Here is a 14,379-nt window from a genome sequence, read left to right as displayed (position 1 = left end):
CAGGGCCCCTGGACGCGCGCGTGCGGCTACTCCGCCGACACGACGGTGACCTCGCCGATGCCGAGGGCCTGCACGGGCTCCTTGATCTGCGCCGCGTCCCCGACGAGGACGGTCACCAGCCGGTCGACCGGGAAGGCGCTCACGGCCGCCGCGGTGGCCTCGACGGTGCCCGTCGCGGCGAGCTGCTGGTACAGCGTCGCCTGGAAGTCGTCCGGCAGGTGCTGCTCGACCTGGTCGGCCAGCGTGCTCGCCACCGCCGCCGCCGTCTCGTACTTCAGCGGGGCCACCCCGACGAGGTTCTGCACGGCGACGTCGCGCTCGGCGTCGGTGAGCCCCCCGGCGGCGAGGGTACGCAGCACCGTCCACAGGTCATCGAGAGCGGGTCCGGTGTTCGGGGTGTCGACGGAGCCGCTGATGGCGAGCATCGCGGCACCCGTACCGTCCGGAGCGGAGCGCATGACCTGCCCGAACGCCCGCACACCGTAGGTGTAGCCCTTCTCCTCGCGCAGGACGCGGTCCAGGCGGGAGGTGAGGGTGCCGCCCAGGCAGTACGTGCCGAGCACCTGCGCGGGCCACACGCGGTCGTGCCGGTCGGGTCCGATACGGCCGATGAGCAGCTGCGTCTGGACGGCGCCGGGGCGGTCCACGATGACGACCCGGCCGGTGTCGTCGGCGGTCACCGGCGGCACGGGGCGGGGCTCGGCCGAGGAGCCGGTCCAGGAGCCGAGGGTGTCACCGAGCAGCGCGTCGAGGTCGATTCCGGTGAGGTCGCCGACGACCACGACGGTGGCGGTGGCGGGGCGGACGTGCTTCTCGTAGAAGCCGCGCACGGCCGCGGAGTCGATGTTCTCGACGGTCTCCTCGGCGCCCTGGCGCGGGCGCGACATGCGCGAGGTCGCCGGGAAGAGCTCCTTGGAGAGCTCCTTGGCGGCCCGCCGGGACGGGTTGGCCAGCTCGTGCGGGATCTCGTCGAGGCGGTTGCGCACCAGCCGCTCGACCTCGCTGTCCGCGAACGCGGGCGCCCTGAGGGCGTCGGAGAGCAGGCCCAGTGCCTTCTCCAGACGCGAGACCGGGACTTCGAGGGAGAGCCGTACGCCGGGGTGGTCGGCGTGCGCGTCGAGGGTGGCGCCGCAGCGCTCCAGCTCGGCGGCGAAATCCTCGGCGGAGTGCTTGTCGGTGCCCTCGGAGAAGGCCCGCGCCATGATCGTGGCGACGCCGTCCAGGCCGGCCGGTTCGGCGTCCAGGGGGGCGTCCAGGATCACCTCGACGGCGACGACCTGCTGGCCGGGGCGGTGGCAGCGCAGCACGGTCAGGCCGTTGTCGAGCGTCCCGCGCTGGGGCGCCGGGAAGGCCCAGGGCTTGGCGTCGCCCGCCTGGGGCTGGGGGTGGAATTCCATCGTGGCGAGCTCGGTCACCGGGCCGCCTCCTCGTTCTCGTCCTGGTCGGCGGGGGCTTCGGTGGCGATCGGCTCGTAGACGAGCACGGCGCGGTTGTCGGGGCGCAGGCGGGCCTTGGCGGCCTCCTGGACCTCTTCCGCCGTCACGTCCAGCACGCGCTGCACGGCGGTCAGGGCGAGCTGCGGGTCGCCGAACAGGACGGCGTAGCGGCACAGTTCGTCGGCGCGGCCCGCGACGGTGCCGAGCCGGTCCAGCCACTCGCGCTCCAACTGGGCCTGGGCGCGTTCCATCTCCTCGGCCGTGGGGCCCTCCTCGGCGAACCGGGCGAGCTCCTCGTCGATGGCGGCCTCGATGACCGGCACCTCGACGTCACCGGAGGTCTTCACGTCCAGCCAGCCCAGGGAGGGCGCCCCGGCCAGCCGCAGCAGGCCGAAGCCGGCCGCCACCGCGGTGCGGTCACGTCGTACGAGCCGGTTGTAGATGCGCGACGACTCGCCGCCGCCGAGGACGGTGAGCGCCAGGTCGGCCGCGTCGCACGCGCGTGTGCCGTCCTCCGGGAGCCGGTAGGCGGCCATCAACGCGCGCGCCGGAACCTCTTCCTCCACGACCTCACGCAGCTCCTCGCCGATGATGTCGGGCAGCGAGCCGTCGCGGGGCACGGGCTTGCCGTCGTGCGGTGCGATGGATCCGAAGTACTTCTCGATCCAGGCGAGCGTCTGCTCCGGGTCGATGTCGCCGACGACCGACAGGACGGCGTTGCCCGGCGCGTAGTACGTGCGGAAGAACGCGCGCGCGTCCTCCAGGGTGGCCGCGTCCAGGTCGGCCATCGAGCCGATCGGGGTGTGGTGGTAGGGGTGGCCCTCCGGGTAGGCGAGGGCGGTCAGCTTCTCGAACGCCGTGCCGTAGGGAACGTTGTCGTAGCGCTGCCGGCGCTCGTTCTTGACGACGTCCCGCTGGTTCTCCATCGACTCGTCGTCGAGGGCGGCCAGCAGCGAACCCATGCGGTCGGCCTCCAGCCAGAGGGCGAGCTCCAGCTGGTGGGTGGGCATGGTCTCGAAGTAGTTGGTGCGCTCGAAGCTGGTGGTGCCGTTGAGCGAGCCGCCGGCTCCCTGGACCAGCTCGAAGTGGCCGTTGCCCTTGACCTGGCCGGAGCCCTGGAACATGAGGTGCTCGAAAAGGTGAGCAAGTCCGGTACGACCCTTGACTTCGTGGCGCGAGCCGACGTCGTACCAGAGGCACACCGCCGCGACCGGGGTCAGATGGTCCTCCGAGAGCACCACGCGCAGCCCGTTGGCCAGGCGGTGCTCGGTCGCTGTCAGGCCGCCGGAGCCTGCCTGTGCTGTGGCCGTGTGACCCATGGGCATGTACGTCCCTTCCCTCGCGGTCGCGGTCGCTGAAACCGCGGTTTTCCTGCCGGTCCTGCCACTGTATGCAAGCGTGCGGACGGTCCGCGAAGTTCCCGGACGACGTACGCCGTCAGCGAGATCGCGTAGCCTGCGGGCAATCGCGGTCAGGCGCCCGCCCCTCCCGGGCCGGGCGGCCGACAGTGGGCCCCGGCCCGCACTGTCAGTGCCGCGGTCCACAATGGTCGCGTCAGATCCCGTTCACGCTTCAGCAAGAGTGAGCCGAAGGGACGCGTCGATGTCGAGAGGTCGAGCGCGCACAGGCCCGCAGGGCTGAGCACACTCGGGCCCTCGACACCGACCTCAGCGCCCCCAGGCGAACTACCAGAAACAGGAGGAGCCGGCAGCGATGGCCCGCCGCAGCACGAAGACCCCGCCGCCCGACGACTCGTACGAGGAGAAGATCCTCGACATCGACGTCGTCGACGAGATGCAGGGCTCCTTCCTCGAGTACGCGTACTCGGTCATCTACTCCCGCGCCCTGCCGGACGCCCGTGACGGCCTCAAGCCGGTGCACCGCCGCATCGTCTACCAGATGAACGAGATGGGCCTGCGCCCCGACCGCGGCTATGTGAAGTGCGCCCGCGTCGTCGGCGAGGTCATGGGCAAGCTGCACCCGCACGGTGACGCGTCGATCTACGACGCCCTCGTGCGCATGGCCCAGCCCTTCTCGATGCGCGTCCCGCTGGTCGACGGCCATGGCAACTTCGGCTCGCTGGGCAATGACGACCCGCCGGCCGCCATGCGGTACACCGAGTGCCGCCAGGCCGAGGCGACGAGCCTGATGACCGAGTCGATCGACGAGGACACGGTCGACTTCAACCCCAACTACGACGGCCAGGAGCAGGAGCCGGTGGCCCTGCCCGCCGCCTTCCCGAACCTCCTGGTGAACGGCGCCTCGGGCATCGCCGTCGGCATGGCCACGAACATGCCGCCGCACAACCTGGCCGAGGTCATCGCGGCCGCCCGCCACCTGATCCGCTATCCGAACGCGGACCTCGAAGCCCTGATGCGGCACGTCCCGGGTCCTGACCTGCCGACCGGCGGCCGGATCGTCGGCCTCTCCGGCATCCGGGACGCGTACGAGACGGGCCGCGGCACCTTCAAGATCCGCGCCACGGTGGCGGTGGACAACGTGACGGCCCGCCGCAAGGGCCTCGTCGTCACCGAACTGCCCTTCACGGTCGGTCCCGAGAAGGTCATCGCCAAGATCAAGGACCTGGTCGGCTCGAAGAAGCTCCAGGGCATCGCCGACGTCAAGGACCTCACCGACCGCGCGCACGGCCTGCGCCTGGTCATCGAGATCAAGAACGGCTTCGTGCCGGAGGCGGTCCTGGAACAGCTCTACAAGCTGACGCCCATGGAGGAGTCCTTCGGCGTCAACAATGTGGCGCTGGTGGACGGCCAGCCCCTCACCCTCGGCCTCAAGGAACTCCTGGAGGTCTACCTCGACCACCGCTTCGAGGTCGTACGCCGCCGCAGCGAGTTCCGCCGCACCAAGAAGCGCGACCGGCTGCACCTGGTGGAGGGCCTGCTCACCGCCCTGGTCGACATCGACGAGGTCATCCGCCTCATCCGCTCCAGCGACAACTCCGCGCAGGCCAAGCAGCGCCTGATCGAGCGCTTCTCCCTGAGCGAGATCCAGACCCAGTACATCCTGGACACGCCGCTGCGCCGCCTCACCAGGTTCGACCGCATCGAGCTGGAGTCGGAGAAGGAGCGGCTGAACGCGGAGATCGCGGAGCTGACCCGGATCCTCGACTCGGACTCCGAGCTGCGCAAGCTGGTCTCCACCGAACTGGCCGCGGTGGCGAAGAAGTTCGGCACCGAACGGCGTACGGTCCTGCTGGAGTCGGCGGGCTCCCCGGCGGCCGCCGTGCCGCTCCAGGTGGCCGACGACCCCTGCCGCGTGCTCCTGTCCTCCACGGGCCTGCTGGCCCGCACGGCGAACGGCGAGCCGTTCCCGGAGGACGCCGAGGCCCGGCGCACCAAGCACGACGTGATCGTCTCGGCGGTGCCGGCCACCGCGCGCGGCGAGGTGGGCGTGGTCACGTCCTCCGGACGCCTGCTGAGGGTGAACGTCGTCGACCTGCCCCAGCTCCCGGACACCGCGTCCGCGCCGAACCTCTCGGGCGGCGCACCGGTCGCGGAGTTCGTCCCCCTGGAGGGCGACGAGACGGTGGTCTGCCTGACCACGCTCGACGAGTCCTCTCCCGGCCTGGCGATCGGCACCACCCAGGGCGTCGTCAAGCGCGTGGTCCCGGACTATCCGACCAACAAGGGCGAGCTGGAGGTCATCACCCTCAGGGAGGGCGACCGGATCGTCGGCGCGGTGGAGTTGCGCACCGGCGAGGAGGACCTGGTCTTCATCACGGACGACGCGCAACTGCTGCGCTACCAGGCCGCCCAGGTCCGGCCCCAGGGCCGCCCGGCCGGCGGTATGACGGGCGTCAAGCTCACCGAGGGAGCGAAGGTGATCTCCTTCACGGCCGTCGACCCCGCCGCGGACGCGGTGGTGTTCACGGTCGCGGGCTCACGCGGCACGCTGGACGACTCCGTGCAGACGACGGCCAAGCTCACCCCGTTCGACCAGTACCCGCGCAAGGGCCGCGCCACCGGCGGCGTCCGCTGCCAGCGTTTCCTGAAGGGCGAGGACTGTCTGTCCCTGGCCTGGGCGGGCCCCGTCCCGGCGAAGGCGGCCCAGAAGAACGGCACCCCTGCCGACCTCCCGGAGATGGACCCGCGCCGCGACGGTTCGGGCGTGTCGCTGCCGAAGACGGTGTCGGTGGTGGCAGGACCGGTCTAGGCCTCCTGCGCAGCCTCTTCCTCCGGCTCCTGCACGTAGCGCAGAACGCCCCACATCCCGTGCTCGTCGGCGTGTGGGGCGTCGCTCTTGCACGCCTCCAGCTCCTTGCCGAGGGCGGGTACGTCGATGCCGGAGCCGATGAGCACGAGCTGGGTGAGGCGGGCGTCTGCGGGCGTCCAGGGCTCCGGGTAGAAGCGCAGGAACCGCCCGACGGCATGCACGCCGTAACGGTTCGCGAGGTCGTTCGGCCCGAAGTCGACGTATCCCTTGATCCGGTACAGCCCCTCGGGCCTGCTGTCGAGGAACTGCATCAACCGACGCGGGTCGAGGGGCACTTCGGAGATGAAGGCCACACTGTCGTAGCCGCTGTGCAGGTGCTGGTCGTGACGGTCCCCCGCGGTGTGATCGTGCAGGTCGTCGAAGGACAACTGCCCGATACGTTCCTCGCTGGGCCGGCAGTCGAAGAGGAACTCGGGGTCGATGCGGCCGTAGCGGGCCGGCACGACGGCAGCCCGGTCCACGAGGGACCGGACCAGCCCGAGGACCCGCTCGCCGTCGGCGGCCCGGTCGAGCTTGTTGACGACGACGAGGTCGGCGAGGCCGAGGTGCCGGTCGATCTCGGGATGCCGCGCGCGGGTGTCGGCGAACTCGGCGGCGTCGACGACCTCGACGAGCCCGCCGTAGACGATCCCCGGATGCTCGCTGGCGAGCACCATGCGCACGAGTTCCTGGGGTTCGGCGAGTCCGCTGGCCTCGATCACGATGACGTCGATGCCGAGGGAGGGTCGCGCGAGCCGCTCCAGGTATTCATCCAGCTCACTGGCGTCGACGGCGCAGCACAGACACCCGTTGCCGAGGGAGACCGTGGAGTCGCCGAGGGCCCCGGCGACGGCCATCGCGTCGATCTCGATGGCCCCGAAGTCGTTGACGACGGCGCCGATCCGGCTGCCTCCGCTGCGGTGGAGGAGGTGGTTGAGCAGGGTGGTCTTGCCGGAGCCGAGGAATCCGGCGAGCACGACGACCGGGATCTGCCCCGCTCCCGGAGTCGTCGGCCGACTCTCCGACGGACCCGGACGCGGGCCTGCGTTCGTCTGCGGGCTCGGCTGACTCAACGTGCGACCTTTCTCTCACCGAAGCGCGCACCGGCTCACGGCCCGGCGCACGTACCAGAATTGAATGCCGACCCAGGATACGAGCCGCAAGAATCCCCGCGAAGTGAACGATTGTTAGCAGCTCTTGCGGGGCAGACGTTGGGGAAGGCGCCGGACTGTGCGACCCTCGCTTCCCTCCGTGCGCCTCCTCTCCGCCTCCCCGCCGGTCAGAGCCGCTCGGCATTCTGGGAGGCGGCAAGCGCCGCCCTCCGCTCGCCGGTCCCCTCCAGTCGACCCGCACTCCGACGACCGGCGGACGGCCGCCTGATTCGGGGGTTGACATGGCCACACGGAAGCGTGGAACACGGGGGTTCCCTGGGCCCCTGGCAGCAGGCCTGGGCTTGGTGACGGGAGTTCTCGCCGCCCTGGCCGCACAACACCGCACGCTCCAGTCGCTGCGCGTACGGCTCGACCACCTGGAGGAACAGGTGGCTCACAGCCAGGTCCACACCAACCTGGCCAATCAGCAGCGCCTGCACTGGGAACTGCTGAGCAAGGCGATCGACAGCCCGGAACTGGCCGAGGTGCTGGACATCTTCGAGGCGCCCGCGTCGCAGCAGAAACGACGGCAGTATCTCTTCGCCAACGCGCTGTACACGAACCTCGTCTTCTACTACCGCATCGGCAACATCAGCCTCGAGGAGTTCTTCGGCTTCATCAGAGGCCTGCTGCAGAACCCCGTCGTCCGCGAGTACTGGTACGCCACACAGGGGCAGCGGGCAACCCTCCCGGACGGATCAGACGAAGCCGACCTTGGCCGGATGGTGGACGAACTCCTACGGCAACTGGAAGAGATGGACGGAGACGAATGGTGGGTGGTCGGGGATCCCCCGGCCGGCTAGTGCTGTGACCGCGTAGGTTCGCCGGGTCGGGTTGGGGTGAGCCGCCCGGTGTCAGAGCCTCCCGATAACGTGCCGACAACCAGATCTGACTCCTCCGGGAGAACCACTGAGGACATCCGGCTTGTGGCTCGACGGATCCGCATGGGACGGCGTCGTGCCCGAACTCGTTGCGCTCGGCCACCATCCCGTGCCGCTCACCTTCCCAGGTCAGGGCGACGGAGCTGCCTCCGCGACGCTTGACGATCAGCTGGGAGTGGCGCTCGCCGCGGTTGATGCAGCACCCGGAAAACCACTGGTGGTAGGGCACTCGGCAGCATCGACCCTGGCCTGGCTGGCCGCCGACGCACGACCGGAGAGGGTGGCCAAGGTCCCCCTGATCGCCGGCTTCCCCGCCGCCGATGGGCGGGCCTACGCAGATCACTTCGCGATCGAGGGCGGCGCTGTGCTCTTCCCGGGCTGGGAACCCTTCGAGAGCGCGGACGCCGCCGACTTGGACCAGCAGGCCCGGGACCGCTTCGCGTCCACCGCTATTCCTGTCCCCGAGGCGGTCACCAGGGAAGTCGTGCGCCTGACCAACGAGGGCCGCTTCGACGTCCCCGTGGTGGTGGTGTGCCCCGAGTTCACCCCCGCCCAGGCCAAGGAGTGGATCGCCGCCGGCGAGAGTCCTGAGCTCGCCCGCGCTACCCACCTTCAGTACGTGGACCTCGACTCGGGCCACTGGCCGACGACCACCCGCCCTCGCGAACTCGCCCGCGTGTTGTCGGAGGCCGCCAACTCCTAGCGGTGCCTAAATTGGGCTTCAGGCCACCGCTGACATCGGCCGGCCTCCCCGGCGGATGCCCTTCTCCCTGCGGATGCGGGCACGTTCCTTGCGCTGGGCCGCGAGAACATCGGGATGGCGAGCGTTGCTGTTCCGCCAGCGCAGGTAGGCGTGCAGGGCCCGGGTCTGCGCGGTGTGGTTGCGATGGTGGGAGTTGGCGACGGTGAACTGCCGCAGTGGCCCGAAGTGAGCCTCGATCGGGTTGGCCAGGACGCTTAGGTCGGGGTGAAGCACAGCTCGACACGGCTTTTGCTCGCCCAACGCCTGACGGTGTCGCCCTTGTGGGCGGACAGGTTGTCCAGGATCACGTAGATCGGGGCGCCGTCCGGACGGGCGGCCCGGATCGACTTCAGCGCGGCCAGACTGTTCGCGGCGCCCTTCTTGCGGCGGTTGACGCCGCTCCGACCACCAATCCTGTGAACCTTCCTGGCCACAGCACTAGCGGACAAGTGCAGGCAGGCTCTGGGCTTTTCAGCGTGCGGCTGGGGGCAGCTGCGGGGAGTCGGCAAGGCCAGCGTCACCCCGTGCGGCCCGAGCTGGTGGTGGAAGTCGGCGTCGACGTCGCCTGGACAGTTCCGGACGCTGGCGGCACCCGGCCCGCTGGTACCGCGCCCACCTCGACCCCCCAGGATCCTCATCGACGTCGGCGATGGCAGCAGGTTCCCGTCCGCCGCCCACCTCGCCGCTTACGCCGGACTCGCTCCGGCGACCCGCAGTTCGGGCTCGTCGATCCGCTGCGAACGGCCCTCCCGCCGAGGAAACGAGCAGCTAAAAAGGGGCCTTCCTCCTCTCCGCGTTCGCGGCCATGGCCGACCGGGTCTCCCGGACCTACTACGACAAGAAGATCGCGCAGCGCAAACACCACACCCAAGCCCTCCTCTACCACGCGAGACGACGAGCCGACGTGCTTTTCGCGATGCTCCGCGACGGCACCTTCTAGGACCCCTAGCCCTCCCCCACGGGCTGACGGGGACATCGTTCTCGACGGCTTGGAGTACGACACCCAGGACGCCGCAGCGCGTCCCGGTGCCCGTGGCCTGACCGCCGGGCCAGCCCGCGTCGGAGCGTTGCGCCGGACGGGTGGGAGGTCCGTTCAAGCGGCTGATCGTCGCGTATGAGCGCCTGCTCCCTGACCACTCGAAGTCTGATTCATCCCGGATAGGATGCATTATGTGATCAGGACAGGATGGCTCCGGGGCCGTAACCGTCCGTACGGTGGTCGGCAGCAAGCCGTGCTGCTGTCACCGTTGATGGTCACCATCCTCATCGCCGGCCTGGCTTTCTCCACTCCGCGGGAGATCGCCTTCAGCCGCCTCCTGCCCGCAGCACCGGCTCTCGCCGCCGCGATGTGGCCCGTGCTCCCGACGGTGCTGCTCGGGGCGTTCTGCCTGCTGATCATGATCGGTCTCAGCTTCGTCTATGCAGATCTGGGGACGCCGTACACGGCTGCCGCGATCATCGCGGTCACCTTGGCGGCAGCGTATGCGAGCCATCTCCGACTCCAGCGGGAGGAGACGCTCTTCCAGGTCCGGCTCGTCGCCGACGCGGCCCAGAAGGTGCTGCTGCGACCGCTGCCGTTCCGCATGCAGGACCTCGAGATCGAGGCGCTGTATCTGGCGGCCCAGGAGCAGGCCCGGATCGGAGGCGACTTCTATGAGGCGGCCGACACCCCGTACGGTGTCCGGCTACTCATCGGCGACGTGCGCGGCAAGGGCCTGTCGGCGGTGGGGGCGGCCGCTGCGGTGATCAACAGCTTCAGGGAGAACGCGTACGATCAGCCGGACCTGAGGAGCATCATCCATCGGCTGGAGATGAGTATCGCCCGCTACAGCGCGGGGAGCGTGGCCCGTGACCGGCTGGAGCACTTTGCCACCGCTCTGATCGCCGAGATCCCGTACGGCAGCGGGCAGGTCCGGGTTCTCAACTGCGGGCATCCGCCACTGCTTCTCGTGCGGCGCGGGAAGGTCCACGTCGTCGAGCCCACCACCGCCTCGACACCCCTCAATCTCGCGACGCTCCTCGGAGACGACTACTACGTCGAGACCGTCCCGTTCGGCCCGGGTGATCACATGCTGCTCTACACCGATGGAGTGACAGAGACCCGTGACCGCGCCGGCGAGTTCTTCCCTTTGGCCGACTGGATGGGGCGGCATACCACGGCGCCGCCCCGGGAGCTGCTGGGCCGGCTACACCGGGATCTGCTCCACTACAGCAGCGGTCGGCTCGACGACGACATCGCAGCCGTCGCCGTGCGCTGTCGGCCCGCCCCGGGTGAGGACCACTGCGCGTAGGTGCCCGGGAACCGTGCCGGGACTTACTGGCGGACTCGCGTGGCCTCGGTCGGGCCGCTTCCGCGGCATCCGCGTGATGCTTGGTGAGAGGCACCCCCAGGAGGACGGCCAGGAGGCGGTGACGGTGAACGCCGTCAATGCGACGGACAGCGCATCGGTGCGAGGCTGCCTTTGATGCGCCCGGTGTCCTTGTGGTGGTCTTCGCGGAGTCGGGACTTCTGGTTGTCGGCTTCTTCCTGCACGGTGACACGCTGCTGGTTTCGGCCGGTGTGCTGTGTGGGGGAAGTGCCCATCAGGCGCCCCGGCCGGAAATGTGGCAGGTACTCCTGTGCGGCGCCGTCGGCGCCGTGGCCGGAGGCGGGTCGGGCTCCTGATCGGGCGACAAGGCGGTGGGCGGACCCTGAGGCCCGCGTCTCGAACCGCCGTGTGCCGGAGGCCGCGGCTCGGGCCGAGAAGCTCCTGGCTACGGCAAGACTCTCATGATCGGCCGCATCGTCCCGATCCTGCAGACGGTGCTGCACCCGGCGGCGCGTGCCCTCTCGGCGTGCCCACGCCGACCGTCACCGTCCGGCAGGGCGTCGGTAGCCTGCTCTGGTCGCAGAGCCTTGTCCTGGCCGGATACACCCTCGGCTCTTCGCTTCCCGACATCGAGAACTACCTGCTGCCGCTGATCACCGTCGTCACCGCGCTCTCCTGCTGCCGCTGCTGGCCGAGGGACGTCGCACCCGGCGCGATCACGGTCCCCCTCGCGGTGAGCGGGCTCGTGGCGTGGGACAGGACATGATGACGGACGGCAGATCGCCCCTAGGGGCACCTGGTGCCGTCCGGCCTCAAAGGGCGGCATCACCGAACTGCTCGAGGAGTACGTCGACCTGTGTGGAGGACGCTGGTGCGGATAGGCCGTCGTGAAGAGTCTGTTCCGCCCAGATGACCTTGCCGCGGGGCGTGTGCCGCGTGCCCCATCGCTGTGCGAACTGGGCCACGAGGAACAGCCCCCGCCCGCCTTCGTCCGTGGTCGTCGCCCGCCGCAGATGCGGGGAGGTGCCGCTGGCGTCCGAAATCTCGCAGATCAGGCAGCGTCCGTACAGCAGCCGCGCTTTGACGGGTGGCGATCCGTAGCGGATCGCGTTCGTGACCAACTCGCTGATGATCAGCTCCGTGGCGAACGCGAGGTCTGCCAGGTCCCACTCCGCCAGCTTCTCCCTGCACTGTGCCCGCACCGAGGGCACCACCGCGGGGTCCGACGGCACGTCCCACTCGGTCACGTGCGAGGGCGGCGGCCACAGTCGGGTACGTGCCACGAGCAGCGCGATGTCGTCGGAGGAGTGTGCGGGCCTCAACTCGTCGATCACCACCTGGCACGCTTCCTCCGGTGTGCGCCCGGCGGCCCCGTCCAGCGCCCGGCGCAGCGAATCCAGCCCTACATCCAGGTCGCGGGTGCGGTCCTCCACGAGGCCGTCGGTGTACAGCACCAGCTGTGAATCTTCTGGCAGGTACATCTCGGCGGTCTCGAAGGGGTAGCCTCCAAGCCCGAGCGGGGCGGAGGCCTGCACGTCGGCGAAGTCAACGGATCCGTCCGGCCCCACTACCACCGGGTCGGGGTGTCCGGCGCGGGCCATGGTGCACGTCCCCGCCACCGGGTCGTAGATCGCGTACAGACAGGTTGCGCCTGTTACGCCCTCTCCCTCGTGGTGGTCCGGGGCGCCGTCGGTGCTCTCCTCCTTGTCCATGCGCACGACCAGGTCGTCCAGGTGTCCGAGCACTTCGTCCACGGGGAGGTCTAGAGCGGAGAAGTTGTGCACCGCGGTGCGCAGTCGTCCCATCGTCGCCGCCGCGTGCAGCCCATGACCGACGACATCGCCCATCACCAGCGCCACCCGTGCGCCGGGGAGCGGAATGACGTCGAACCAGTCCCCGCCCACCCCCGCTTCCGCCGGCAGATACCGCCAGGCCACCTCGAGTGCGTCTTGGTCCGGCTGCCCCCGTGGCAGCAGGCTGCGCTGCAGCGTGACCGCCATCGTGTGCTCGCGGGTGAATCTCCGAGCGTTGTCGATGGCCACCGCCGCGCGCGCGGCCATCTCCTCCGCGAAGGACAAATCCTCCGGCTCGAACGCTGGGGAGTCCCCCGTCCGGTAGAAATTCGCCACGCCCAGAGGCACACCCCGCGCCTGCAGGGGTACGGTGACCAGGGAATGCATCCCGCGGTCCAAGGCCTCACGCGCACGATCCGGGTCCTGCTCCTGCCAGCCGCGCGCCTTTCCCAGGTCCGCTTCCAGAACGCCCCGTCCCTGTTGCAGCGTCCACATCTGCGGAGTGTCCGGCAGAAAAGCGATCACTTCGCCGAGTGGGTACAAGGGCATCCCCTGCTGTTGGCCTCCGATCGCCGCCCGCCGTAGGTACCGCCATCCCTCGGCCGTCGGCTCCCACCCTCGCAGCACCGCGTCCAGCAGATCCACCGCGACGATGTCGGCGAACTGCGGCACGGCCACTTCGGCCAGTTCCTGCGCCGTCCGCGTCACATCCAGCGTCGTTCCGATGCCCACCCCTGCCTCGTACAGCAGTTGCAGCCGTTCCCGCGCCACCTCCGCCCGCCCCGAGACCGCGGCCAGCTCGGTGGTGTCCCGCAACGTCACCACGCTGCCGTCGCGGGCCGCGTGCGGGAACGTTGGGCGCTTGTTCACCGACAGCAAGCGGTTGCCCACGAGATGTACCTCATCGGTCACCACCTTCCACGACGTGAGCAGGCTTGTGATCGGCTCCGGCAGTCCCAATTCCCGGACCGGGCATCCCTGCGCCCGTGCCGACAGCCCCAGCAGCTGCTGCGCCTCGTCATTGGCCAGCAGCAGTCGCCCGTCGGCGTCGGTGATCAGCACCCCTTCCCGCACCGCGTGCAGGACGGCCTCGTGGTGCTCGTACATCCGCGCCAGCTCCGCCGGGGCCAGACCGTGCGTCTGGCGCCGCAACCGCCGGGCTACCAGGGTCGTCCCGACCATGCTGAGCGCGAGCGCTGCCGCGCCGGCGCCGACGATGATCGGCAACTGTGGCATCCACAGTCCCGACACGTTCTTGACCGTGATCCCTGCGGAGACCAGGCCGACCACCGTGCCGCGCGAGTCGGTCACCGGTACCACCGCCTGCACGGCCGTTCCCTCCCCCGCGGGCAGAGGCGGGCCGCCGGCCTGCTCGACGACGGTGCGGCCTTCCAGCGCCGGTGCGATGGTGCCGACGAACTTCCTCCCGATCTCCTCCGGGTAGGGATACGTGTGACGAATGCCCTCGGTGCTGATGGCGACGACGAAATCCACACCCGCTCTCCTCCGCGCCTCTTCGGTACGCGGTTGCAGCACCGCGCTAGGGTCCTGGCTGCGGAACGCCTCGACAACACCGGGCGCACTCGCGAACGACTGGGCCGCGACGACCGACTCCCTTCGCCCCTCCCTCAGAGCGTCACGTGCCGCCTGGAGCACCAAGGCGGTCACCGCGGTCACGACCAGCAGCACCACGATCACGACCTGGAGAAGGAACACCTGCCCGGCCGCACTGTGCATGTTCAGCAAGGAGACACGACAGTCAGGCGAACGTTCCGTGCGCCGATGACGCCACGGTGCCAGATATCGTCCGAGAGATACCTGCATACACCTTTCATAGCACCACCGTGCGAGCCCGGCC

Annotated in this window: 9 protein-coding genes and 2 pseudogenes; 6 read left to right on the top strand and 5 right to left on the bottom strand. The window is 69.8% G+C overall.

The genetic code is table 11. From position 1 onward, the window contains the following. Positions 1–26 precede the first annotated feature (26 nt). Positions 27–1,415 (bottom strand): pitrilysin family protein, encoded by a 1,389-nt coding sequence (locus tag KUM49_RS15435; RefSeq protein WP_217237407.1) that lies wholly within the window; start codon positions 1,413–1,415, stop codon positions 27–29. Next, positions 1,412–2,761 carry a pitrilysin family protein gene (locus tag KUM49_RS15430; protein ID WP_217237406.1) on the bottom strand — a complete coding sequence of 450 codons (1,350 nt, stop codon included), beginning with the start codon at positions 2,759–2,761 and terminating at the stop codon, positions 1,412–1,414. Before KUM49_RS15430 ends, KUM49_RS15435 begins: the two co-directional genes overlap by 4 nt. A 388-nt stretch (positions 2,762–3,149) precedes the next feature. Between KUM49_RS15430 and KUM49_RS15425 the strand changes: the two genes are divergently transcribed. Then, on the top strand, positions 3,150–5,606 hold the full coding sequence (locus tag KUM49_RS15425; RefSeq protein WP_217237405.1) for a DNA topoisomerase (ATP-hydrolyzing) subunit A: 2,457 nt from the start codon (positions 3,150–3,152) through the stop codon (positions 5,604–5,606). Here KUM49_RS15425 and KUM49_RS15420 read toward each other — a convergent pair. Continuing rightward, the gene (locus tag KUM49_RS15420; RefSeq protein WP_308406632.1) at positions 5,603–6,634 is read right to left on the bottom strand and encodes a GTP-binding protein; all 1,032 of its coding nucleotides are present in this window, start codon (positions 6,632–6,634) and stop codon (positions 5,603–5,605) included. The two genes, KUM49_RS15425 and KUM49_RS15420, sit on opposite strands and share 4 nt — an antisense overlap. A 467-nt stretch (positions 6,635–7,101) precedes the next feature. Between KUM49_RS15420 and KUM49_RS15415 the strand changes: the two genes are divergently transcribed. Then, positions 7,102–7,599 (top strand): DUF6082 family protein, encoded by a 498-nt coding sequence (locus KUM49_RS15415; RefSeq protein WP_308406631.1) that lies wholly within the window; start codon positions 7,102–7,104, stop codon positions 7,597–7,599. 121 nt (positions 7,600–7,720) lie between these two features. Then, on the top strand, positions 7,721–8,380 hold the full coding sequence (locus KUM49_RS15410) for an alpha/beta fold hydrolase (RefSeq protein ID WP_254401285.1): 660 nt from the start codon (positions 7,721–7,723) through the stop codon (positions 8,378–8,380). 18 nt (positions 8,381–8,398) lie between these two features. Here KUM49_RS15410 and KUM49_RS48300 read toward each other — a convergent pair. Next, positions 8,399–8,817: pseudogene (locus tag KUM49_RS48300) on the bottom strand (transposase); the annotation flags it as partial. A gap of 232 nt (positions 8,818–9,049) precedes the next feature. On the opposite strand from KUM49_RS48300, the pseudogene KUM49_RS15395 reads away from it, so the two are divergent. The 3 genes and pseudogenes from KUM49_RS15395 to KUM49_RS48295 form a co-directional block, all read left to right on the top strand. Next, positions 9,050–9,359, top strand: a pseudogene (locus KUM49_RS15395) (transposase); the annotation flags it as partial. 223 nt (positions 9,360–9,582) lie between these two features. After that, positions 9,583–10,710 carry a PP2C family protein-serine/threonine phosphatase gene (locus tag KUM49_RS15390; protein WP_217237401.1) on the top strand — a complete coding sequence of 376 codons (1,128 nt, stop codon included), beginning with the start codon at positions 9,583–9,585 and terminating at the stop codon, positions 10,708–10,710. 544 nt (positions 10,711–11,254) lie between these two features. After that, complete coding sequence (locus KUM49_RS48295; protein WP_254401284.1) at positions 11,255–11,494, top strand: hypothetical protein; 240 nt, start codon at positions 11,255–11,257, stop codon at positions 11,492–11,494. A gap of 46 nt (positions 11,495–11,540) precedes the next feature. Here KUM49_RS48295 and KUM49_RS15380 read toward each other — a convergent pair whose 3' ends face one another. Next, positions 11,541–14,258: a SpoIIE family protein phosphatase/ATP-binding protein gene (locus tag KUM49_RS15380; protein WP_217237439.1), complete on the bottom strand. Its 2,718-nt coding sequence runs from the start codon at positions 14,256–14,258 to the stop codon at positions 11,541–11,543. Between the last annotated feature and the right edge of the window lie 121 nt (positions 14,259–14,379).

Source organism: Streptomyces sp. AC555_RSS877, assembly GCF_019049245.1.
Taxonomy (GTDB): domain Bacteria; phylum Actinomycetota; class Actinomycetes; order Streptomycetales; family Streptomycetaceae; genus Streptomyces.
Note: the sequence above shows the minus strand (reverse complement) of the source record. Positions and strands in the feature narration are given on the sequence as shown.